Origin of the sequence: Pseudomonas sp. NPDC012596, from assembly GCF_042902325.1 — a bacterium.
In the GTDB taxonomy this organism is placed as follows: Bacteria; Pseudomonadota; Gammaproteobacteria; order Pseudomonadales; family Pseudomonadaceae; genus Aquipseudomonas.
Genome location: NZ_JBIBEB010000020.1, coordinates 88,857 through 111,250, shown reverse-complemented (window position 1 = coordinate 111,250; position 22,394 = coordinate 88,857). Strand labels below are relative to the sequence as shown.

The window sequence follows — 22,394 nt, the reverse complement described above, 5'->3', positions numbered from 1 at the left end:
GTTGTTTCCCGCCATTGATGGTCCACCTCGAAACTGCCGGCATTCCGGTAGTTCGCGCGCCACGAAACCGAACCTGGTCATTTTGTGGCGCGAGGTTTCCACCACCGGTGCGAACCTGGGCATACCTCGAAAACTTCGTAGTTTGGCGCGCTGTATCACTTAGGGCCTGATTAACATAGTGCAACGAAAACAGCCCTTTCCGAGGCCTGGAAATCAGGCTTATTCGTCCCGTTATGTCCCGTTATGTGTAGCACCTGAAGTGCACCTATAAAACACTGGTTATGCGACCACATCCGGCCTAATGTGGGTTCTCAAGTCTCTATTTGAGGACCCCACATGACTACGCCTACGAAGCTGCGCGGCCAGCAGGTGCGGCCCACCAAGGCAGAAATTTCCGCCGCCTGGGCGCGCCTTCGCGCTGCCGCTGAGCAGGGCCACATCGAAGCAAACGCACTGCTGATAGCCCTCGCCGAGAACAAGCCGACCTTCGCGATGGAGGGCGGCCTTGCACGATTCGGGTAATCAGCCAGGGCGCAGTGCTCGCGGGCAATTCAAGCCAGGCCACTCCGGCAACCCAGGCGGGCGCTCCGGTCAAACGCAAGCCATCCGAGCCAAACTCGCAGAGGGCGCTGAAGCGGTGACCAAGAAGGTGATGGCCGCTGCCAAGAAGGGTGATATGCAGGCGTGCCGGTTGATCCTTGAGCGTTTGGTGCCACCAATCAAGGCCACCTCTGAGCCCGTGCTGTTCGACCTGGATGACACCGACCTGCCCAGCGCGGCGAAATCCATCCTGCGAGCCATCGCCTCCGGCGAGTTGCCGCCGGACCAAGGCCGCCACCTAATCGAAGCGCTCAGCTCCGTTGCCAAGGTGATTGAAGTGGAGGAGCTCCAGAAAGCCGTCGAGGATCTGCGCGAGCAGATTGAGGAGATGCAGCGATGAATGCGCGCAGCCTCCGCTCTGAGGTGAAACGCCTAGCTGCGCTCGTCGGAGCAGATGAGGAGCCGGTACACCTGGTGACGCTGACCGTTGTGGACGCATCCGCCGGGCAGATGGATTTCCCTGACGACACGGGCCACGTCCTGGCGTATCGCGTCCAGGGGCGTCCCGCATCGTTCTTCTTCCCCTTCTCGGCGATGAGCAGCGCTCAAGCAGAGGAACTAGCCCTGGCGATTGTCCAGCACGCCCGAAAGACCGAGCGGCTGGGTCGCAGGAGCCCGGCCGGCCTTCTCGATATGACATTCCCCTCACCTGGAGCGATTACGGCCGAACAGCTCCCGGCAGGTGTCTCCATTCCCGATTACGCGGCCGCCCTCTATCAACAAGCCATCGAGGCACGCCATGAGTACACGCAAGCGCATTGATGGCCTGCGCAGGCAGGTCTCTACCCTGAGCGAGGACCAGACCGTGATGGAGATCAGCAAGATCATGGATGAGCTAAGCGCCGAAGCCGTCGGCGGAAGCGGCGCCAAGACAAACGACCTAGCAACCCTGTTCTCCGATCTGGAGGCAGAGCAGAAAACCACCCAAAAGGGGATAGAACCATGCAACTGAATCACGCTGTAGGCACCCTCACCCGCATCGGTGACGCAAGCGCTTTCGTAAACGACTTCGTCCAGTATCAAGGTCAGAACCTGCCAGGCACCAAGTGGGCGCTCTGGCCGAACGTTGGCCCACTCATGCGCCTACAGAACCTGATCATGGATCAGCACGGAACCGCGCTCGCCAAGGCTCAGCGAATCCGGGAGAACCCCGACCTGACGACCGCGGCCAAGGCCCGCCAGTCGCTCGACGCATACACCCTCTTCGCCGACGCCGCTAAAGCGGCTCTGCCCAGCATCGCCGAAACAGCGACCAACCTCCACACCTTCGCATCCACCCAGTTGCTGCCCGTTCAGCCACTGGCGTCGACTGACGCAGCGGGCGCGGCGATGGATGCCGAGTGCAGGGCCTATGTCTATGATCTGACCTCCAAAGACCGTTCCGATCTCATGAGCGAGATTCGCCTGGGCCGAGAACAGCGCATCACCGCCGCAGTCCTGCGCGGCCCCGCCCGCCTCAGCGGCTTCAGCAATGCCCAGTTGGTCCAACTTGGCGCCGCTGGCATTGCCGTGAACCACGCCGACGCCGTGCTGACGCTGGCCCGCCTGGCCGGTGGTATGCGCGACCTTCTGCACATGGTGCAGACCCTGGGCAATGACGTTATCCGGGCCGGGGTAGAGCTCGACAGCAAGACGGCGGAGATCGGTTCCCTGACCAAAGTAAGCCAGGGCCTTGTGGACCTGATCGAATGGCTCAAGCCGATTCCGCTGGAACTGCCAAGCAACACCCCTCTTCCGCCTGAGATGGCTCAGCGGATGAAGCAGCAGACCTCTGGGGAGGCGGCCTGATGGGCTACAAAGATCGATTCAGCGAGGCGTGTAAGATCGCCGACTTCGCCGCCAACCCTATCGCCATCAGCGGCTACGACGTCTGGAATGTGCAGTGCGTACAGAGCGGTCGCCACGTCAACATAGACGGCCCGTTTTTCACCGAAGAAGAGGCGCGCATCTCTGCCGATCTGCTGCGGGGATCTTATCGCGGCGTCAAGGCGGTATCGGCCTGCCACTGCGCCGCTTGGAACCCTGACCCTGCCCGTGAGAAGGCTATCCGCATCCAAGGCCTGCAGAGCCGTGAGATGCTGGCTCGCCGACTCGGCGTGTGCTTGCCGATGCCCAAGGAGAACCCATGATGGCTGCCCAAGTCCGAAAGTTGCCGGCCATGACCGCCGTTTACCTGTCCGGCCCACTGATTCGTAAATTCTTCCGCAAGAGGGATTACTTGCTAGACAGCCAAAACGCCTGGGAGGTATTTCGGGCCTTGAAGGCAACGCTGCAAGGCTTCGAACAAGAGATCAAGCGGCTGGAAGCACTGGGTATGCGATTCGCGATATTCAGGAACCGCAAAAACGTCGGGGAGGATGAATTCGCCCGCGGTGGCGCAAATGAGGTGCGTATCGTCCCTGTGATTCAGGGCAGCAAGCGCGCCGGCCTTTTGCAGACAGTGATAGGTGTAGCCTTGATTGTCGTCGCCTCGTTCATGACTGCGGGGGCAGCCGCAACGGCTGTCATGGGGGCCGGTATTGCAAATACCGCTGGAGGCGTAATCCAGATGCTTAGCCCGCAGGCTGGTGGTCTCTCTCAGAGCGGAGCGCCGGAGAACCTGCCGAGTTACGCCTTCGGCTCAGCCAAGAACACCACCGCCAGCGGCAACCCCGTTCCCATATGCATAGGCGAGCGCCGCTGGGGAGGAGCGATCATCTCTGCATCCATCGAGGCGCAAGATAAAGCCTAACTGATGGTCCGAGATAGAGCTCAGAGTTTGACCGACAGCCCTGAGTTCGGGCCAGCTGGAAGCCCTAAGGCGGTATCAATACCGAGGTTTTGACGCAGGTCAGCCAGCAATCTCTCAGGAGAAATCTGGGTGCCCACCTTGGCTGTTGATTCTGCTCGTGGAGCCGCTACAGCTTTGGCGCGGTAAACCTCGACCATTGGACGTCCGATTTTGATTGCTTGCAGGCAAACACCGCGGATATAGAAGCGATTGAACTCCCCTTCTGCAAGGGTATCAGGCGCCGTCGCTGGAACTGCGGCCATAGTGAAACCACCTGATGGCTTACGCCGCTGCTCTTGGGTGATGATAAGCCTGTTGGCCCTCAGCTGAGCGGCAAGCCAGTCATCATCATGTTGCTCAACTGCATCCAGCAGCAAACCAGGCCACTGCTGGCCGCCGAGTGGAGTAAGCCGATTGCTTACAAATAGCTTCCCAGCAGCCTGGTCCCCTTTGAGCTCAGCACTCATATGCTCGCGAACGTCTGCAAGACTCGCGTAATGCATCCCCATGTTACGACTCCCTGTGTTGTTAGATGGCATTTTGCAATCTAGCTCAGGTTCAGTAAGACGCCAGCTCCATCTAGGGTATGCCTAGGCTGATACGGTCAGTTCTGGCCTTTATCAGCCTTTTCGCTTGATAAGTACCACCCAAAATGCAACAGTATTAGTACAACACCCTAACTGATACAGGTTGCACTATGTTCATCCGCGCCTACCTTCGAGCATCCACCGACGAGCAAGACGCCGGCCGCGCCCGGGCGTCCCTGGAGAAGTTCGCCAGCAACCATAACAAGGTCATCGCCTGCGAGTATCTGGAGAACGCCAGCGGCGCCGCGGCGGATCGACCTGAGCTGCTTCGCCTGCTGAGGGATGCCCGCAAGGGTGATGTGCTCTTGGTCGAATCCATCGACCGCCTCTCCCGCCTCCCCGCTGACGACTGGGCCAAGCTCAAGGGTGCTATCGACGCCAAGGGCCTGCGCATTGTCGCGCTCGATCTGCCCACCAGCCATCAGGGTATGCGTGACACGCAGGGCGACGAGTTCACCGACCGGATGTTGGCCGCGATCAACTCGATGCTGGTGGAAATGATGGCGGCTATCGCCCGGAAGGATTACGAGCAGCGCCGCGAGCGCCAGGCCCAGGGAATACAGAAGGCTAAGGCTGCCGGCAAGTACCAAGGCCGGCCGGTAGATGAAGAGTTGCACAAACGGGTCAAGGAACTGCTCGGCGCCGGCTTGGGCATCCGCGCCACGGCCCGGCACGCAGATTGCTCGACCACGACGGTTCTGAGAATTAGGGACGCAATATCCTAACTAACCCTGCTCCTGGTTTGCACGTGCTAGCTGGCTCTCCATTTCTTGAGCTTGGCGCAGGGCAGCCTCACTAAAAGCTTTGCCGTTCAACAGATGTTCAAATGATGCGAAAAGCCGACCGTCAAACTCTCTCCTCAACCAATCGTAACGACTCACCTTGAGATGGAGAAATACATCGAGGCGATCCTGCCCAAATGCTGATGCGATCAGACGCTGAACATTTTTGTCACGATACCATCTACGATCTTCATTTTTCCCCGAAATTAGAAACAGTATCCTGCTCAACAACCCATGAAATGTTGCGAACAGTGCCCAGATATACTCCCCAACGTGTGGTCTGACCTTTTCGGCATCTCCAAAAATGAGCGGCGACAAGGCCATAGCATCAATCTTCAGCAACCTCAAACGTATGTCGTTCAGTGGGCCTGTCTTCCTCATATCAGATAGCTCGTCATCCGTGAGCACGTCGCAGACATAGAACTCCCCAGGCATATGACCACGGGCCTGCATAACGGCCGCCCACAAATCATCCACGGCTTCAATTTTTCGTGGAATCGTAGCTTTTTGGACATCTGAAAAGGACAGAGCGGCGATTTTTAGCTTTTCAGCCTGTCTATCCACTTCTGATTTCAAGGCGGCAAGATCCAAATCGTTTTGCACCTTGAGTTCACTTTTGAGACGCTCTAGGCGTTCATCATAATCATGCTTGATGCTCGCCTTTAAGCGTTCGCCTATCCAGGTTCTGAGCAGCCATCCGAGAGCCGCCAAAAGGACAGTGGTCACCCCTGCGGTAGCAAGGGTGGTCAGGGCGAAATTGATCAGCGTATCCATGCCATTCCTTGAGATAGCCCCAGTTGCAAAAAAGCCCCGACAGCAAACATCTGAGCGGGGCTTTCTCTACCTGAAGCAAAACTGTTGCACCCGCCACGCACCCATGGCGTTTTTGTGGCGCAAGCCTAAATTGCTGCAAGCCTTTATTTATATGGCGTCCCAGGGCAGGTTCGAACTGCCAACCTTCCCCTTAGGAGGGGGATGCTCTATCCAATTGAGCTACTGAGACACAAGAACCGACAGCGAGCGCTGCACAGCTGGACGGGGAGCATGTTAACCAGCAGGCTGCCGTTTGTCATGCACCTATCGGGCTTTTTGCACGTAGGGCCTTTCCGATACATGTCAAACGAGCAGCCGCTCGTGGCGCAGCAGCTCAAGCAACGCGCAGACCGCCGTGGCCAGCGACCCCGAGTTGTCCAGGCGATACACAGCCGAATCGGGGCCGGCCTGCAACTGCGCACCTCGCGCCAGGCGCTGGTCGACCTGCTGGGGTGTCTCGCGCCCTCTGGCGAGCAAGCGCTCGCGCAGGATCTCAGGCTTGACCTCCAGGCATACCGCAAGAAGGTCCGGATAGCGCTGTCGAGCTTCGGGCAGATAAGCCCGGGAACCATTGACCAGCACCGATCGCCCCTGCGCCAGCCAATCGTTGACCTGGGCAGGGATCCCGTACGCCAAGCCATTCGCTTGCCAATACATGGCAAATTCTCCGGCCGCCTGCATGGCCGCGAAACGCTCAGGCGTGACGCCATGGGCAGCCTCACCCTTGGCCTCCGGCGAGCGGGTGATGACCCGCCGGGCAATTTCAACACCTGCGGCAGAGAGCTGCTCACGGGCCGCATCGATCAGGGAATCTTTTCCCGAACCTGAAGGTCCTATCAGGAATATCAGGCGGCCTGGGGGTTTACGTTGGGCGCTTGCGTCATGTTGCATAGCCACTATGCTCTATGAAAGGAAACCCGCGCATTTTAGGGGTTTTCTGTGACCTTTGCTGCGTTTTACGGGTTTTTGACGGCAAGGGCCTGACGGTAGGGTGAGCCTGGGAATGCAAAACTTTTCAAACCAGTACTCATTTCTGATAATTGGTACTGGCAAAAAGCCTTTATCAGGATCACTATTTGTCACAGAATTGACGCCAAGGAAACGGCGACCTTGAGGCAAGATGAGCACCAAATTTTCCAGTCGGTTGAACATTTTGTCGTCGCCACGGTCGTACCACCATCCCGTGCGGCCAATTTGAGAACCGCTTCCCCTGAACCAAAAACCGGTCAATTTATATGCGCCCAATGAAACAGGCTATTTATTCGAGCCGCACCGCTGACAAGTTTGTAGTCCGCCTGCCAGACGGAATGCGTGAGCGCATTGCCGAGGTAGCGCGCAACCATCATCGCAGCATGAACTCCGAAATCATCGCTCGCCTGGAACAGAGCCTTATCCAGGAAGGTGCGCTGGGCGACGAGCTGAGCATGCGCCTGGACAGCCCTGAACTGTCCCTGCATGAACGCGAGCTGCTGCAACGCTTCCGCCAGTTGTCGCACCGCCAGCAAAACGCGCTGGTGGCCCTCATCGCTCACGATGTGGAAATGGCCGCCGACGCTTCCTGAAGCGTACAGCGAGCACAAAAAAGCCAGCGCAAGCTGGCTTTTTTCGTTGTGCCGAGAACGCCGGGGGAACTGCCAGGCAGCCCCCAGGCGTTGACGCTGTTACAGCAGGAACAGCGTCGCCAGCCCCAGGAAGATGAAGAAGCCACCACTGTCGGTCACGGCAGTGATCATCACGCTGGAGCCCATGGCCGGGTCGCGCCCCAGACGCGTCAGGGTCATGGGGATCAATACCCCCATCAGCGCGGCCAGCAACAAGTTCAAGGTCATCGCCGCAGTCATCACCAGGCCCAGTGACCAGCTGCCGTACAGCCAGAACGCGACGATACCGATCACCCCACCCCAGATCAGACCATTGAGCAGCGAAACTGCCAGCTCCTTGCGCATCAGGCGGCTGGTATTGCCCGGTGACACCTGGTCCAACGCCATGGCGCGAACGATCATGGTAATGGTCTGGTTGCCGGAGTTGCCGCCAATGCCCGCAACGATGGGCATCAGTGCAGCCAGGGCTACCAGCTTCTCGATGGAACCTTCGAACAGGCCAATAACCCGCGAAGCCAGGAATGCGGTAATAAGGTTGATCGCGAGCCATGCCCAACGGTTGCGCAGCGAACGCCAGACCGAGGCAAAAATGTCTTCCTCTTCACGCAGACCCGCCATGTTGAGGACTTCGCTTTCGCTCTCCTCGCGAATCAGGTCGACCATTTCATCGATGGTCAAACGGCCGATCAAGCGGTCACTCTTGTCCACCACCGGCGCCGAAACCAGGTCATAACGCTCGAACGCCTGTGCAGCGTCGTAGGCATCTTCCTCGGGGTGGAAGGATACCGGGTCGGTCGCCATGACCTCCGCTACCTTCTTGTCCGGGTCGTTGACCAGCAAGCGCTTGATCGGCAGCACACCTTTGAGAATGCCGTCGTAGTCGACCACGAACAGCTTGTCGGTGTGGTTGGGCAGTTCTTTCAGACGGCGCAGGTAGCGCAGCACGACTTCCAGGCTGATGTCTTCGCGGATGGTGACCATCTCGAAGTCCATCAGTGCACCGACCTGCTCCTCGTCGTAGCTCAGCGCCGAACGTACACGCTCGCGCTGCTGGGCATCGAGCGTTTCCATCAGCTCGTGAACGACGTCACGCGGCAGTTCCGGCGCCAGGTCAGCCAGTTCGTCGGCGTCCATCTCCTTGGCCGCGGCGAGGATCTCGTGATCGTCCATGTCGGCGATCAGCGATTGGCGTACCGAATCGGAAACTTCGAGCAGGATGTCGCCATCACGATCCGAGCGCACCAGCTGCCAGACCGTCAGGCGGTCTTCCAGAGGCAAGGCTTCGAGGATGTAGGCGATGTCTGCAGGGTGCAGGTCGTCGAGCTTACGTTGCAGCTCGACAAGATTCTGACGGTGGACGAGGTTTTCCACCAGATCGTGGTGATGACCTTCCTGACGGTGGGTCAGGTCTTCCACCACGCGTTGACGCTGCAATAGCTCGACCACCTGGGCCAGGCGATCCTGCAGGCTCTCTTGCGCTTTTTTTACTTCTACTTCAGTCATAGGCGAACTCCACTCCCAGCAGCGGAGCACGCCGGGAGAATCAATCGGTCAGATCAAGCTGCATGAAACGTGTTAAGGAGTAACTACTGGGTAAGTCCATGGTGGTATTCCACAAGCCCCGGCGGGGCTGACGGGCGCAATCATACACTGCCTAAGCGGGCAGATCGCCTAAATTTTTGGCCAGAACAATCGTTTGCGCGATAAAGCTAGGACAACGCTCGAAGCTATCTGTGCGACGGCAGCGGCGAAAGAAAGAACACATGCACCGCGCAAAAGATTGTGGCGCTGGTTAGTTTTGAGTCTAGCGGGCATCACTGATAAATCAGTGACCGGGAGAAAACAAAAAGCCCGCTCAAATGAGCGGGCTTCTTGATTGTGTGGCGGACTCAGCAGGATTCGAACCTGCGACCGCTCGGTTCGTAGCCGAGTACTCTATCCAGCTGAGCTATGAGTCCGTGTTGGTAGTTTTAGACCAGATTACCACTGGTGGGTTGAAGTGCCTTTGCAAGCAGAGCCACTTCAAAAATGGCGGACTCAGCAGGATTCGAACCTGCGACCGCTCGGTTCGTAGCCGAGTACTCTATCCAGCTGAGCTATGAGTCCGTGGTTGGTAGTTTTGAATCAGATTACCACTGATTGCTTGAAGCACCTTTGCAAGCAGAGCCACTTCAAAAAATGGCGGACTCAGCAGGATTCGAACCTGCGACCGCTCGGTTCGTAGCCGAGTACTCTATCCAGCTGAGCTATGAGTCCGTAGTTGGTAGTTTTAGACCAGATTACCACTGGTTGTTTGAAGCACCCTTGCAAGCAAAGCCACTTCAAAAATGGCGGACTCAGCAGGATTCGAACCTGCGACCGCTCGGTTCGTAGCCGAGTACTCTATCCAGCTGAGCTATGAGTCCGTGTCTTGCCGCGCATTATAGGTCGCTGAAACATTTTTGCAAGAATCTTTTCGTTTAAAATCAACGACTTAGCGTTCTTACCGTTTACAGCGCCCTACGCAAATAATGGCGGTGAAGGGGGGATTCGAACCCCCGATACCCTTATGAGGTATACTCCCTTAGCAGGGGAGCGCCTTCGGCCACTCGGCCACCTCACCGCAACACGAGGCGAATATTAAACAGGCTCTTCCTCGTTTGCAACCCTTTTTTTGAAAAAAACTTCAAAAGAATTAAAGGCTTGGCTCCTCATCCTTCTCTTTCTTGATCCGCAGGTAGATTTCTTCGCGGTGAACGGCCACTTCCTTAGGGGCGCTGACGCCGATACGCACCTGGTTTCCTTTCACGCCGAGCACCGTCACGGTGATCTCGCCGTCTCCAATGATCAGGCTCTCGGCGCACCGACGAGTCAAAATCAACATAGCTTTCTCCTTAGGCAAACATTCAGGGATAACAGTCTGGTAACAGCAGGGCCTGGTCGCGGACAACGACTCAGGCCGCAAAGCGCGTCACGCTGGCAGGACAGGGCCTGCGTAACGAGCAGAAACGCGAAGGGCGCGGCAAGCCGCGCCCCTCAAGGCAACGCCTTACTCGCCCTGTCGGGCCGGAGCGTCGAGCTCGAACGCGGTGTGCAGCGCGCGTACGGCCAGCTCCAGGTACTTCTCTTCGATGACCACCGAAACCTTGATTTCGGACGTGGAGATCATCTGGATGTTGATGCTCTCCTTGGCCAGGGCTTCGAACATGCGGCTGGCAACGCCGGCGTGCGAACGCATGCCAACACCGACGATCGAGACCTTGGCGATCTTGGTGTCGCCGATCACTTCACGGGCACCGATTTCACGCGCGGTGTTCTCCAGCACACGGTAAGCACTCTCGTACTCGTTGCGGTGCACGGTGAAGGTGAAGTCGGTGGTGTTATCGTGCGACACGTTCTGCACGATCATGTCCACTTCGATGTTCGAGGCGCTGATCGGGCCGAGGATCTTGAAAGCAACGCCCGGGGTGTCCGGCACGCCACGAATGGTCAGCTTGGCTTCATCACGGTTGAAGGCGATACCGGAAATGATCGGCTGTTCCATGGATTCCTCTTCATCAATGGTAATGAGGGTCCCCGGACCCTCCTTGAAGCTGTGCAGCACGCGCAGCGGAACGTTGTACTTGCCGGCGAACTCCACCGAACGGATCTGCAGCACCTTGGAACCGAGGCTGGCCATTTCCAGCATCTCTTCGAAAGTGATCTTCTCCAGGCGGCGAGCCTGCGGCACCACACGCGGGTCGGTGGTGTAGACGCCATCGACGTCGGTGTAGATCTGGCACTCGTCAGCCTTGAGCGCGGCCGCCAGGGCCACACCGGTGGTGTCGGAGCCGCCACGGCCGAGGGTGGTGATGCTGCCATGCTCGTCGACGCCCTGGAAACCAGCCACAACCACCACGCGCCCGGCCTTGAGGTCGGCACGAATCTTCTGATCGTCGATCTGCAGGATGCGCGCCTTGTTGTGCGAGCTGTCGGTGAGGATGCGCACCTGGTTGCCGGTGTAGGACACAGCCGGCACGCCACGCTTGATCAAGGCCATGGCCAGCAGTGCAATGGTGACCTGCTCGCCGGTGGATACGATCACGTCCAGCTCACGCGGAACCGGCTGATCGGTGATCTGCTTGGCCAGCTCGATCAGGCGATTGGTTTCGCCGCTCATGGCCGACAGCACAACCACCAGGTCGTCGCCCGCCTCACGGTGTTTCTTGACCTTGTCGGCAACCTGCTCGATCCGCTCGATGGAACCGACAGAGGTACCGCCAAATTTCTGTACGATCAACGCCATTTCAATGGTGCCTCAGCCCATACAGGGCCCCAAAAAAACCATCCAACATGAAGGGGCCGGCGACTAGACCGCCGGCCCCTTCATCTCAAAGTCCCTGCTCTGCGAACGGCACGGCCAGCGCCAGGGCCTGGTCCAGCGCAGCGACGTCGACGCCACCACCCTGGGCCATGTCCGGACGGCCACCGCCCTTGCCACCCACCGCCGCAGCGGCTTGTTTCATCAGGTCGCCAGCCTTGAGTTGGCTGGAGAGGTCTTTGGTCACGCCGGCCACCAGCACGACCTTGCCCTCATGCTCGCTGCCCAGCAGGATCACTGCGTGGCCGAGCTTGTTCTTCAGCTGATCGACCAGCGCCAGCAGGGCCTTGCCGTCCTGCCCATCCAGGCGGGCAGCAAGCACCTTGGCGCCCTTGACCTCAACAGCCGCGTTGGAGAGATCATCCCCGGCGGCGCTGGCGGCCTTGGCCTGCAGCTGTTCCAGCTGCTTCTCCAGCTGGCGGTTGCGCTCAAGCACAGCCGACAGCTTGTCGATCAGGTTGTCACGGTTACCCTTGACCAGCTGCGCGGCTTCCTTGACCTGCTCTTCGGCAGCGTTCAGGTAGGCCAGCGCGGCAGCGCCGGTAACTGCTTCGATACGGCGTACGCCAGAGGCCACGCCACCTTCGCTGATGATCTTGAACAGGCTGATATCGCCGGTGCGCTTGGCGTGGATACCGCCGCACAGCTCAACGGAGAAATCGCCACCCATGCTCAGCACGCGCACGGTATCACCATACTTCTCGCCGAACAGGGCCATTGCGCCTTTGCGCTTGGCGGTTTCGATATCGGTGACTTCGGTTTGCACCGGGGTGTTCTTGCGCACTTCACGGTTGACGATGTCTTCGAGCGCTTTGATCTGCGCAGGCGTCACCGCTTCGAAGTGGCTGAAGTCGAAACGCAGGCGCTGGCTGTCGACCAGCGAGCCCTTCTGCTGCACGTGCTCGCCCAGCACCTGGCGCAGCGCTTCGTGCAACAGGTGGGTGGCCGAGTGGTTCAGCGAAGTGGCGTGCTGCACCTCGGCATCGACCTTGGCCTCGACCGGCGAACCGATGACCAACGCACCGCTGCTGACGACCCCATGGTGCAGGAATGCACCGCCGGTCTTGGTGGTGTCCTGCACGTCGAAGCGCACGGCACCGGTCTGCAGGTAGCCACAGTCACCGACCTGGCCACCGGATTCGGCATAGAACGGCGTACGGTCCAGGACCACGACGCCCTGCTCGCCTTCACCCAGCTGGTCGACGGCCTGGCCGTCCTTGTACAGGGCGATGACCTTACCCTGGCCTTCGGTGGTGCTGTAGCCGACGAAGTCGGTGGCCGTGTCGACCTTGACCAGGCTGTTGTAGTCCATGCCGAAGGCGCTGGCGGAGCGGGCACGCTCACGCTGGGCGTCCATCTCGCGCTCGAAGCCGGCTTCGTCGATGGTCAGCTCGCGCTCGCGGGCGATGTCAGCGGTGAGGTCCATCGGGAAGCCGTAGGTGTCGTACAGCTTGAACACCACGTCGCCCGGCACTACGTTGCCCTTGAGCTGCGCCAGGTCCTGCTCGAGGATGCGCAGGCCCTGCTCGAGGGTCTTGGCGAACTGCTCTTCTTCAGCCTTGAGCACGCGCTCGATGTGCGCCTGCTGGCTCTTGAGCTCCGGGAAGGCCTCGCCCATCTCGGCGACCAGGGCAGCGACGATCTGATAGAAGAAGCTGCCCTTTGCGCCCAGCTTGTTGCCGTGACGGCACGCGCGGCGAATGATGCGGCGCAGCACGTAGCCACGGCCTTCGTTGGACGGCAGCACGCCGTCGGCGATCAGGAAGCCGCAGGAGCGAATGTGGTCGGCCACGACCTTCAACGAAGCCTGGCCGTCGTTGCTGCAACCGATGGCCTTGGCGGCTGCGATCAGCAGGTTCTGGAACAGGTCGATCTCGTAGTTCGAATGCACGTGCTGCATTACCGCACTGATGCGCTCAAGGCCCATGCCGGTATCCACCGACGGCGCTGGCAGCGGGTGCAGAACACCGTCGGCAGTGCGGTTGAACTGCATGAAGACGTTGTTCCAGATCTCGATGTAACGGTCGCCGTCTTCTTCCGGGGAGCCGGGCGGGCCGCCCCAGATATCAGCGCCGTGGTCATAGAAGATCTCGGTGCACGGGCCGCACGGGCCGGTATCGCCCATGGTCCAGAAGTTGTCGGAGGCGTACGGGGCGCCTTTGTTGTCACCGATGCGCACCATGCGCTCGGCCGGCACGCCGACTTCTTTGGTCCAGATGTCGTAGGCTTCGTCGTCGCTGGCGTAAACGGTGACCCAGAGCTTTTCCTTGGGCAGGTTCAGCCACTTGTCGGACGTCAGGAAGTTCCAGGCGAAGGTGATCGCATCGCGCTTGAAGTAGTCGCCGAAGCTGAAGTTGCCCAGCATTTCGAAGAAGGTGTGGTGACGCGCGGTGTAGCCGACGTTTTCCAGGTCGTTGTGCTTGCCGCCGGCGCGTACGCACTTCTGGCTGCTGACCGCACGGGTGTAGGCGCGCTTCTCTGCACCGAGGAAGCAGTCCTTGAACTGGTTCATGCCTGCGTTGGTGAACAGCAGGGTCGGGTCGTTGTTCGGAATCAGCGAACTGGAGGCGACTCGGGTATGGCCTTGCTCTTCGAAGAAGCGAAGGAAGGCTTCACGGATTTCTGCGCTTTTCATAGGTTCTTCCACGGAAACGGCGGCCCTTGGGGGCAAACGCGTCGACGAAACGACGGCAAAGGGCCGCATTATATCGGTCCTGCAATCTCGGTGCAGTGTGTTTATGCGATAGAAAGCGTCGATTGGACGGCTTTTCAGCTCAAGCAAACGAAAAAGACATGACCGGATGCTAAAGGCAGGCTTTTGCCGCTGGCAAGCCAATTACCGCCCAAGGGAAGGGAAAATGGAACAGGCGGTTAATTAAATACTTTTAACGGATGCGCTCGGATCCAAAACTGACGGTTCTGACCCTCTCGCCGGCACGCCGGCAATAGGCCCCAGCAATTCATCCCAGCCGTTGCCCCGAGTCCGGGACGATGAGAATCCCGGCGCGCAGCCCGTTCTTGACCTTGGGGTTGGGGAAGATGATCCGCGCGCCCTCCTCCTCGACCACCCAGCGCATTTCCGCCAAGTCTTCGGCCAGCAGGTAACCCTTGCTCAGCTCGGAGAAGTTCTCGATGTCCGCAGGCAGGTGCAGGCGGAAGCCCTCGCTGTGCTTGATGATCTCGCGCGCCACGCTGAAGAGTTGCAAACCGTCCAGCGAACCTTCGGTCGCGGGCTCGGCACCTTCGATAATCTGGATCAGGCGCTCTTCCAGCTTGTCGAGATTGACCTGCTCGTTTTGCCCGAATGGCCGCGCCTTGCCAAGCTCCAGGGTGAATGCCTCGGCATCGAGCTGCTCATAGGTGAAGGCGCTGAAGGTGATCGACGACTTGCTCTGCAGCAGCACCGCCTCCATGCCGGCGGCCGCCAGGCGCGCCAGTTCGCGCCGGGAATGCTGGCGACCCTCCTTGTAAGGGTACAGGGCGAACTGCTCGATCTTGGAACCGCGGATGGCGGTATGCAGGTCGTAATGCAGGCGGGTGCGCTCAGGCTTGCTGAAGAATACCCGGGCAAACTGTTCCAGCTCGGCGGCGCGCAGCGCCTCGAAACCACTGGAAAGCTCGTGGCGGCCATTGAACAGGCGGTTGATGTCCTGCTCGATGAAGCGCTCGCCCTTGCGGATGGCTGCCGGGTTGCCGAACAGGAACAGCACCCGAGCACGCGGCTTGATCTTGCCATTGGCAACGCCATGCAGCAGCCGTTCGAGCAGTTCGATCGGCGCGGTTTCATTGCCATGAATACCTGCCGATAGCAGCAGGTCCAGCCCACAATCGTCGTTTTCCGGAGGGCGCACTTCCAGCGCGCCCTCCCCCAGCCAGCGCAAACGCACGCCCTTGGGTGTCACTTGGGTCTTCTCGGCCGGCTCGTGATCGGTCAGGGTCAGCTCAAGCAATTTGCCAAGGGCGAGCATAGGCGCTTCCTTAGTGGTGGTGGCCGCAATCGGGGCCATGGACGTGATCATCGCCTTCATCGCCGACGTCTGCCGGCTCCATCTCCAGCTGCAGGCTGACCAGGTTGGTGGCCATTGGGCGCAGCAGCAGGTTGGCAAACTCGGCGTCGTTTTCATCGACATCGACGCCAATCAGCAACTGGCCGCGGCCGTCTTGCTGAATCCACACTTCCTTGCCTTGCCACACCACGGCAAAACGAGTGCATGAGGTTTCCAGCTGGGTGCCGTCTTCATCTTCAAGGATCAGGCGCAGGGCGTCGGTCATTACAAACTCTCTCTTCAAGGTTGGCGTTGGAACGGATAGACCGAACCCAACTTCAGGATCTGGGTCAACTCATCCAGTGCCGTACGGCATTCGACCAGCAACTGCGGATCGGCAAGGTCCGCCTCGCCGAGGCGGTCGCGGTAGTGCTTGTCGACCCACTGCAGCAGCGTGTCATACAGCGGGGCGGTCATGATAACGCCTGGATTGACCGCCGCCAGTTCCGTTTCCTTCAGTGCCACACGCAAGCGCAGGCAAGCCGGCCCACCGCCGTTTTGCATGCTCTGCTTGAGGTCGAACACCTTGACCTCCTGCACCGCGCCGCCCTGGCTGGCCAACTGCTGCAGGTAGGCCCAGACGCGCTCGTTGTTGCGGCACTCCTCCGGCACCACCAGCAGCATCGAGCCGTCTTCACGGCTGAGCAGCTGGCTGTTGAACAGGTAGGACCGTACCGCGTCCTCTACCGCCACCTTAGCCCGTGGCACCCGGATGGCCTGGAAGTTGCCGCCCTTGCTGGCCAGTTTAGCTTGCAGTTGGCCAAGCACCGCATCGGTCTCAAGGAAGGCGTCTTCGTGGTAGAACAGCACCTCGCCGTTACCCACCGCAATCACATCGTTGTGGAACACCCCCTGGTCGATTACCGCCGGGTTCTGTTGAGCGTAGACCACACCGTCGTCACTCAGGCCGTGCAGCCGCGCTACCGCCTGGGAAGCCTCGAGGGTCTGACGTGCCGGGTACTTCTGCGGCGCCGGGTAGCGGCTGTCGAATGCACTGCGCCCATAGACGAAAAACTCGACGCCAGCTTCGCCATAGCTGCGACAGAAGCGCGTGTGGTTGGCCGCGCCTTCATCGCCAAACTGTGCCACGGCAGGCAGTGCCGGGTGGTGGGCAAAGTGTTTGTCGTTGTTGAACATGGCGGCCAGCACACGGCTGGTGGTCGGGTGCTCGATGCTGCGGTGGTACTTGCAGTTCAGGTTGGCAGCAGTGAAGTGCACTCGGCCGTCGGCGGTGTCGGCGCTGGGGCTGACAGTGGCGGCATTGGCCACCCACATGCTCGACGCCGAGCAGCTGGCGACCAGCAGCGGCATGGCTTCTTTGGCGGCGCGCTGGATCACCTCGGCATCACTGCCACTGAAACCCAGGCGGCGCAACGCGGCCACGTCCGGGCGTTCCTGTGGGGCCAGCACGCCTTGGTTGAAGCCCATGTCAGCCAACGCTTTCATCTTTGCCAGGCCCTGGCGCGCCGCTTCACGGGGGCTTGAGCCCTGCTGGCTATTGCTCTGCGAAGCCACGTTACCGTAGGACAGGCCGCCGTAGTTGTGGGTAGGCCCCACCAGGCCATCAAAATTCACTTCATAGGATTTCATCGGCTAGGCTCCGTGACCTGTTGTTATAGGGTGACGCCCGGCGTCAGGGTCGCCGGCAAGGCAAGGCTGGCGGTCTCCAGCGAAGCCACGGGGTAAGCGCAGTAGTCGGCCGCGTAATAGGCGCTGGCGCGATGGTTGCCACTGGCGCCAACGCCACCGAACGGCGCACTGCTGGCAGCGCCGGTCAATTGCTTGTTCCAGTTGACGATGCCGGCGCGGCTGCGCAGCCAGAAGTACTGGTAACGGGCACGGGAATCGGACAACAGGCCGGCGGCCAGCCCGTACTGGGTGTTGTTGGCCTCATCGATGGCGCCATCGAAGTCCGTATAACGGATCACCTGCAGCAGCGGGCCGAAGAACTCTTCGTCGGGGCGCTCGGCCACGGCAGTGACATCGAGGATGCCTGGGGTCAGCAAGGCGGCGTTGGCCTGCGGCTGGGTCATTTGCAGCAGGCTGATGGCGCCTTTGCCAAGCAGTTCGGCCTGGGCAGCAACCAGTGCCTGCGCTGCCTGCAGCGAGATCACCGAGCCCATGAAGGGCGCCGGCTGCTGGTCGAAGGCACCGACCGTGATGGTCTTGCACACCTCGACCAGTCGCTCGAGCAGCGCATCGCCCCAGGCACCCTGCGGTACCAGCAAGCGGCGAGCGCACGTGCAGCGCTGACCGGCAGAGATGAATGCCGACTGGATGACGGTGTAGACCGCCGCGTCGATATCCTTGACCTCGTCCACCACCAATGGGTTGTTGCCGCCCATTTCCAGGGCCAGAATCTTGTCTGGCCGCCCGGCGAACTGCTGGTGCAACAAGCTGCCGGTACGGCTGGAGCCGGTGAAGAACAGGCCATCGATACCCGGGTTGGCAGCCACTGCCACGCCCGTTTCCCGCGCGCCCTGGACTAGGTTGAGCACACCGGCAGGCAGGCCTGCAGCAATCCAGCAGTTGACCGTCAACTCGGCGACCTTGGGCGTCAGCTCGCTGGGCTTGAACACCACGCAATTACCTGCCAGCAACGCTGGCACGATATGGCCGTTGGGCAAGTGGCCGGGGAAGTTGTACGGCCCGAACACGGCGACCACGCCGTGGGGCTTGTGCCGTAGCACTGCGGTGGCATCGGCGAGCGGGCCGCTCTTTTCACCGGTGCGCTCACGGTAGCTCTGCACCGAGATCGCTACCTTGTTGACCATGCTGGTGACTTCGGTGACCGATTCCCACAGCGGCTTGCCGGTTTCCTCACCGATGCAGTAAGCCAGCGCCTCGGAATGCGTCTTGAGCTGCTCGGCAAACTTCTCCAGCACATCGATGCGCGCTTCCAGGCTCAGTTGCGCCCATGCCGGGAAGGCCTGGCGAGCGGCCTGCACGGCAGCGTCGACCTGGCTGGCGTCAGCGCCCTGCCCTTGCCAGATAACCGCCTGGGTCACCGGGTTGAGCGATTGCAGGGCTTCACCCCGGCCAGCCTGCCAGTTGCCGGCGATGTAATGCGTGGTCATTTACTGGGCCTCCCGGGCTGCTGAAAGCGGCACTGCGCGCACGTTGTCGCCAGCGCCCATGCGCAGGCGCTTGGCGGTCAGCGGGTCGACCACCAGGGTGCCAGCGGCCAGGCGCGCGGGCGCGGCGGTGATGCGGCAGTCATCGCGCTTGCGGTTGTGGATGATGTAAGGGGTGGCGTCATCGCCCGGCGTGCCCACGGCCAGCACCAAGGTCTGGCTTTCGCGCACCGCACGAATCTTCGAGGTTTCGCATTCGATAGCCGGGCCGGCGTCGAAGATGTCGACATAGCCCTGATAGTTGAAACCTTCCTGCTTGAGCATGGCCAGCGCAGGCTCGGTATCGGTGTGCACACGGCCGATGACGTTGCGTGCTGCTTCCGACAGGAAGCAGGTGTACAGCGGGAACTTGGGCATCAGCTCGGCGATGAACGACTTGTTGCCCACGCCGGTGAGGTAGTCGGCCTGGCTGAATTCCATCTTGAAGAAGTGCCGACCCAGGCTTTCCCAGAACGGCGACCGGCCATGCTCGTCGGACATGCCGCGCATCTCGGCGATGATCTTGTTGCCGAACAGCTCGGGGAACTCGGCGATGAACAGCATGCGCGCCCGCGACAGCAAGCGGCCGTTGATCCCGGAGCGATAGTCACTGCGCAGGAACAACGAGCACAGTTCGGAGTTGCCCGTCAGGTCGTTGGCCAGGAACAAGGTCGGAATCTCGCGGTAGATGTTCAGCTCCTGCGAGGCGCTGACGGTCAGGCCGACCCGGTAGTTGTACCAGGGCTCGCGCAGGCCGACGGCACCGGCGATGGCGCTGATGCCGACCACCAGGCCTTCATCGTTTTCCAGCACGAACAGGTAGTCGGTGTCGCCACGCTCGGCTTCGCCACGGAAGCTCTTTTCGGCCCAGCCAACGCGATGCCCAAGGCGCTCCTCATTGGCTGGCAAGGTGGTCAGCCCGGTGGTACCGGTGCTGCGTGCCAATTCGATCAGCGCAGGTAAATCGCTGCTGCGTACAGGACGAACGATCATGCTATCTCCTTGAGCGGCAGCTGCGGCCACCGCAAAACTCTCTGTTCCCAGGCTTCAGACCGCGACCAGGCGCACGCTGGCGCCCTCGCCCACACCCAACGCTTCCGCGGCCTGCGCACCGAGGCTGACCGGCTTGCCCGGCACCCAGTCCAGCTCAAGCAGCACGGCGCGGTAATCCTGCAGCTGGCCGTTGCACACCAGGTACGGGCGGCCACCCTTGGCCGGTGCCTCTTCGAGCCTGACCGGCACCACACGGCTCTGGGCGATCGAGCGGATGCCCGAAGCACGCGCATGCAGGGTGGGGCCACCGTCGAAGATGTCGATGTAATGTTCGGTCTCGAAGCCTTCGCGCATGAGGATGTCGAAGGTGATCTGCGCACGCGGATGCACCTGGCCCATGGCTTCCTGCGCAGCGTCCGGCAGCAGGGGCACGTAGATCGGGTAATGCGGCATCAGCTCGGCGAGGAAGGTACGGCTTTTCAGGCCGCACAGGCGCTCGGCGTGGGCGTAGTTGAGGTCGAAGAAGTTGCGCCCGATGGCATCCCAGAACGGCGACTCGCCTTGCTCGTCGCTATAGCCGACGATCTCGGTGACCACCGAATCGGCAAAGCGCTCCGGGTGCGCCGCCATGAACAGCAAGCGACCGCGCGAATTGAGCTCGGCCCAGCCACTGTTGACCAGTTCGGGCAGCACATAGAAGCTGGTCAGCAGGCTGTTGCCGGTGAGGTCGTGGCACAGCGACAGAACGTGGATCTTGTTGTGAATCTTCAGCTCGCGCGAGGCGTGCACGAAGGTTTCGTTACGGAAACTGTAGAACGGCTCGGAATAACCGGCCGAGGCAACGATGGCCGAGCAACCGGCAAGCTTGCCGGTCTCGCTGTCTTCAAGGACGAAGAAGTAGCTCTCTTCACCGTTGAAGCTGACTTCGGCGGCGAACGACGTCTCCGAGGCGGCGATCTTGTCGCCCAGGCGGGCAGCGTCGTCCGGCAGCGAGGTGACACCAACGGGGCTGTCTGCAGCCATGCGCTGCACTTCATTCAGATCAGCCATTTGCGCGGGGCGCATCACCAGCATGGTGTCACTCCTTTGGAAAAACTGGCCGTTCACGACGGCACGGAAAAACGGCGGGCGCGTGGTTGTATCTGCAAGCACGCGCCGGCACTGGAATTCAGGTATCGCCGGCCCGTGCAGGGCCAGCGAAAGACCGCAGGCAAATCAACCCTGGGTCAGTTTGGCCACGGCGCGCTCGAAGCGGTCCAGGCCTTCATCGATGTCGGCATCTTCCACCACCAGGCTTGGCGCGAAGCGCACCACGTCCGGGCCAGCCTGCAGCACCATCACACCTTCCTTTTCGGCGGCGTTGAGGATGTCCTTGGCCTTGCCCTGCCAGGCCTCGTTGAGCACGCAGCCGATCAGCAGGCCGACGCCACGCACCTGGGTGAACAGGCTGTACTGCTGACCGATCTGTTCCAGGCGAGCCTTGAAACGCGCGTGCTTGGCCTTGATGCCGGCCAGGGTTTGCGGGGTGTTGATCACGTCCAGCACCGCGCAGGCAACGGCGCAGCCCAGCGGGTTGCCGCCGTAGGTGGTGCCGTGGGTGCCGACGGCCAGGTGCTTGGCGATGTCGCTGGTGGTGAGCATGGCGCCGATCGGGAAGCCACCGCCCAGGCTCTTGGCGCTGGTCAGGATGTCCGGGGTCACGCCGTAGTGCTGGTAGGCATACAGCGAACCGGTACGGCCGACACCCGTTTGCACTTCGTCGAAGATCAGCAGGGCGTTGTGCTCGTCACACAGCTTACGCGCGCCTTCCAGGTACGCCTTGTCGGCCGGCACCACACCGCTTTCGCCCTGGATCGGCTCGATCACCACGGCGCAGGTCTTGTCGGAAATCTGTGCCTTCAGCGCTTCCAGGTCGTTGTATGGCACGTGGCTGATGCCGGTGATCTTCGGGCCGAAACCGTCGGAATACTTCGGCTGCCCACCGACGCTTACGGTGAACAAGGTGCGGCCGTGGAAGCTGTTCACGGTGGCGATGATTTCGTGCTTCTCGGGGCCGAAGCGGTCATGGGCAACGCGACGGGCCAGCTTGAAGGCGGCTTCGTTGGACTCGGCGCCCGAGTTGCAGAAGAACGCACGCTCGGCAAAGGTGGCGTCAACCAGCTTGTGCGCCAGGCGCAGGGCCGGCTCGTTGGTGAAGACGTTGGAAACGTGCCAGAGGGTATTGGCCTGTTCGGTCAGGGCCTTGACCAGTGCCGGGTGGCAGTGGCCCAGGGCGTTCACCGCGATGCCACCGGCAAAGTCGATGAGCTCGCGACCCGACTGGTCCCAGACGCGGGAACCCTCGCCTCGCACAGGAATGAAGGCCGCCGGAGAATAGTTGGGGACCATGACCTGGTCGAAATCGGCACGTTGCACCGGGGCTTGCTCAACGGACATCTGAGTCTCCTGAAGAGGAACGCTGGCCTGGATGTGGCGAGCGATGGGGGGATTGTAAGGACTGATCGGCGCCTGTCCTTGCGGCCAAGCGACAACTTGTTACAGCGCAAAACCCAGTTTCAGCCAGGCTTTCGGCAATGCGACAAACACTGTCGCAATCGCGCAGTGTAACGGTAGAGAAGGGATGGGTGAACGGGTGTTCACATTGAACTGGAGGGGCTGCGGGGTGTAGGGCGATGATTTTGTGCTGCGGCCGCATCGAGCGCCGTGCGGGCGACGCTCGGTCTAATGGCCGCCACACAACTCAGGGCATG

Annotated in this window: 23 protein-coding genes and 6 tRNA genes; 9 read left to right on the top strand and 20 right to left on the bottom strand. The window is 60.7% G+C overall.

Annotated elements, in window-relative coordinates:
- The first annotated feature begins 336 nt into the window (after positions 1-336).
- From ACFY68_RS21965 to ACFY68_RS21935, 7 genes are read left to right on the top strand one after another with little or no spacing between them, the layout of a single operon-like run.
- Complete coding sequence (locus tag ACFY68_RS21965; protein WP_387531668.1) at positions 337-522, top strand: hypothetical protein; 186 nt, start codon at positions 337-339, stop codon at positions 520-522.
- On the top strand, positions 506-940 hold the full coding sequence (locus ACFY68_RS21960; protein ID WP_387531665.1) for a DUF5681 domain-containing protein: 435 nt from the start codon (positions 506-508) through the stop codon (positions 938-940). The genes ACFY68_RS21965 and ACFY68_RS21960 overlap by 17 nt, the downstream gene beginning before the upstream one ends.
- Positions 937-1,362, top strand: a complete 426-nt coding sequence (locus ACFY68_RS21955; protein WP_387531662.1) for a hypothetical protein — start codon at positions 937-939, stop codon at positions 1,360-1,362. The genes ACFY68_RS21960 and ACFY68_RS21955 overlap by 4 nt, the downstream gene beginning before the upstream one ends.
- On the top strand, positions 1,340-1,552 hold the full coding sequence (locus ACFY68_RS21950) for a hypothetical protein (protein WP_387531659.1): 213 nt from the start codon (positions 1,340-1,342) through the stop codon (positions 1,550-1,552). The genes ACFY68_RS21955 and ACFY68_RS21950 overlap by 23 nt, the downstream gene beginning before the upstream one ends.
- Positions 1,543-2,388 carry a hypothetical protein gene (locus ACFY68_RS21945; RefSeq protein ID WP_387531656.1) on the top strand — a complete coding sequence of 282 codons (846 nt, stop codon included), beginning with the start codon at positions 1,543-1,545 and terminating at the stop codon, positions 2,386-2,388. The genes ACFY68_RS21950 and ACFY68_RS21945 overlap by 10 nt, the downstream gene beginning before the upstream one ends.
- The gene (locus tag ACFY68_RS21940; RefSeq protein WP_387531654.1) at positions 2,388-2,729 is read left to right on the top strand and encodes a hypothetical protein; all 342 of its coding nucleotides are present in this window, start codon (positions 2,388-2,390) and stop codon (positions 2,727-2,729) included. The genes ACFY68_RS21945 and ACFY68_RS21940 overlap by 1 nt, the downstream gene beginning before the upstream one ends.
- Positions 2,729-3,331, top strand: a complete 603-nt coding sequence (locus tag ACFY68_RS21935) for a tail assembly protein (RefSeq protein WP_387531722.1) — start codon at positions 2,729-2,731, stop codon at positions 3,329-3,331. The genes ACFY68_RS21940 and ACFY68_RS21935 overlap by 1 nt, the downstream gene beginning before the upstream one ends.
- A gap of 20 nt (positions 3,332-3,351) precedes the next feature.
- On the opposite strand, the gene ACFY68_RS21930 is transcribed toward ACFY68_RS21935, so the two are convergent.
- Positions 3,352-3,879, bottom strand: coding sequence for a hypothetical protein (locus ACFY68_RS21930; protein WP_387531651.1), 528 nt, complete (start codon positions 3,877-3,879; stop codon positions 3,352-3,354).
- A 188-nt stretch (positions 3,880-4,067) separates the two neighbouring features.
- Between ACFY68_RS21930 and ACFY68_RS21925 the strand changes: the two genes are divergently transcribed.
- Entirely contained in the window at positions 4,068-4,682 is a 615-nt protein-coding gene (locus ACFY68_RS21925; RefSeq protein ID WP_387531648.1) for a recombinase family protein, read from the top strand.
- Here the strand turns inward: ACFY68_RS21925 and ACFY68_RS21920 are convergent, their stop codons facing one another.
- The 3 genes from ACFY68_RS21920 to phnN all read right to left on the bottom strand — a co-directional run bounded on the left by ACFY68_RS21920 (position 4,683) and on the right by phnN (position 6,443).
- Positions 4,683-5,513 (bottom strand): hypothetical protein, encoded by an 831-nt coding sequence (locus ACFY68_RS21920; RefSeq protein ID WP_387531645.1) that lies wholly within the window; start codon positions 5,511-5,513, stop codon positions 4,683-4,685.
- A gap of 152 nt (positions 5,514-5,665) precedes the next feature.
- Positions 5,666-5,742: transfer RNA gene (locus ACFY68_RS21915), tRNA-Arg, on the bottom strand.
- A 113-nt stretch (positions 5,743-5,855) separates the two neighbouring features.
- Positions 5,856-6,443 carry a phosphonate metabolism protein/1,5-bisphosphokinase (PRPP-forming) PhnN gene (gene phnN / locus ACFY68_RS21910; RefSeq protein WP_387531642.1) on the bottom strand — a complete coding sequence of 196 codons (588 nt, stop codon included), beginning with the start codon at positions 6,441-6,443 and terminating at the stop codon, positions 5,856-5,858.
- A gap of 344 nt (positions 6,444-6,787) precedes the next feature.
- Here phnN and ACFY68_RS21905 point away from each other — a divergent pair, with 344 nt between their 5' ends.
- Positions 6,788-7,114 (top strand): Arc family DNA-binding protein, encoded by a 327-nt coding sequence (locus tag ACFY68_RS21905; RefSeq protein WP_003254499.1) that lies wholly within the window; start codon positions 6,788-6,790, stop codon positions 7,112-7,114.
- Positions 7,115-7,213: 99 nt separating this feature from the next.
- On the opposite strand, the gene mgtE is transcribed toward ACFY68_RS21905, so the two are convergent.
- The 16 genes from mgtE to ACFY68_RS21825 all read right to left on the bottom strand — a co-directional run bounded on the left by mgtE (position 7,214) and on the right by ACFY68_RS21825 (position 22,080).
- Positions 7,214-8,656, bottom strand: a complete 1,443-nt coding sequence (gene mgtE / locus ACFY68_RS21900; protein WP_346615031.1) for a magnesium transporter — start codon at positions 8,654-8,656, stop codon at positions 7,214-7,216.
- Between the two features lie 378 nt (positions 8,657-9,034).
- A tRNA-Arg gene (locus ACFY68_RS21895) sits at positions 9,035-9,111 on the bottom strand.
- Positions 9,112-9,182: 71 nt separating this feature from the next.
- A tRNA-Arg gene (locus tag ACFY68_RS21890) sits at positions 9,183-9,259 on the bottom strand.
- Positions 9,260-9,332: 73 nt separating this feature from the next.
- Positions 9,333-9,409: transfer RNA gene (locus tag ACFY68_RS21885), tRNA-Arg, on the bottom strand.
- A 72-nt stretch (positions 9,410-9,481) separates the two neighbouring features.
- Positions 9,482-9,558 (bottom strand) — tRNA-Arg (locus tag ACFY68_RS21880).
- 106 nt (positions 9,559-9,664) lie between these two features.
- Positions 9,665-9,755 (bottom strand) — tRNA-Ser (locus ACFY68_RS21875).
- A gap of 72 nt (positions 9,756-9,827) precedes the next feature.
- A complete protein-coding gene (gene csrA, locus ACFY68_RS21870) occupies positions 9,828-10,016 on the bottom strand; it encodes a carbon storage regulator CsrA (protein ID WP_003254503.1) in 189 nt (62 codons plus the stop codon).
- Between the two features lie 165 nt (positions 10,017-10,181).
- Positions 10,182-11,417 carry an aspartate kinase gene (locus tag ACFY68_RS21865; protein ID WP_346615030.1) on the bottom strand — a complete coding sequence of 412 codons (1,236 nt, stop codon included), beginning with the start codon at positions 11,415-11,417 and terminating at the stop codon, positions 10,182-10,184.
- Positions 11,418-11,502: 85 nt separating this feature from the next.
- The gene (gene alaS / locus ACFY68_RS21860; protein WP_387531635.1) at positions 11,503-14,127 is read right to left on the bottom strand and encodes an alanine--tRNA ligase; all 2,625 of its coding nucleotides are present in this window, start codon (positions 14,125-14,127) and stop codon (positions 11,503-11,505) included.
- Positions 14,128-14,452: 325 nt separating this feature from the next.
- The gene (astE, locus tag ACFY68_RS21855; RefSeq protein ID WP_387531632.1) at positions 14,453-15,460 is read right to left on the bottom strand and encodes a succinylglutamate desuccinylase; all 1,008 of its coding nucleotides are present in this window, start codon (positions 15,458-15,460) and stop codon (positions 14,453-14,455) included.
- Between the two features lie 10 nt (positions 15,461-15,470).
- Positions 15,471-15,764: a topoisomerase II gene (locus tag ACFY68_RS21850; protein WP_346615027.1), complete on the bottom strand. Its 294-nt coding sequence runs from the start codon at positions 15,762-15,764 to the stop codon at positions 15,471-15,473.
- A gap of 14 nt (positions 15,765-15,778) precedes the next feature.
- Entirely contained in the window at positions 15,779-17,128 is a 1,350-nt protein-coding gene (astB, locus tag ACFY68_RS21845; RefSeq protein ID WP_387531629.1) for an N-succinylarginine dihydrolase, read from the bottom strand.
- Positions 17,129-17,151: 23 nt separating this feature from the next.
- Complete coding sequence (astD, locus tag ACFY68_RS21840; RefSeq protein ID WP_387531626.1) at positions 17,152-18,615, bottom strand: succinylglutamate-semialdehyde dehydrogenase; 1,464 nt, start codon at positions 18,613-18,615, stop codon at positions 17,152-17,154.
- Positions 18,616-19,644 (bottom strand): arginine N-succinyltransferase, encoded by a 1,029-nt coding sequence (gene astA / locus ACFY68_RS21835; protein WP_346615024.1) that lies wholly within the window; start codon positions 19,642-19,644, stop codon positions 18,616-18,618.
- 54 nt (positions 19,645-19,698) lie between these two features.
- Complete coding sequence (gene aruF / locus ACFY68_RS21830; protein WP_346615023.1) at positions 19,699-20,718, bottom strand: arginine/ornithine succinyltransferase subunit alpha; 1,020 nt, start codon at positions 20,716-20,718, stop codon at positions 19,699-19,701.
- Between the two features lie 141 nt (positions 20,719-20,859).
- Positions 20,860-22,080, bottom strand: coding sequence for an aspartate aminotransferase family protein (locus ACFY68_RS21825; RefSeq protein ID WP_387531623.1), 1,221 nt, complete (start codon positions 22,078-22,080; stop codon positions 20,860-20,862).
- Between the last annotated feature and the right edge of the window lie 314 nt (positions 22,081-22,394).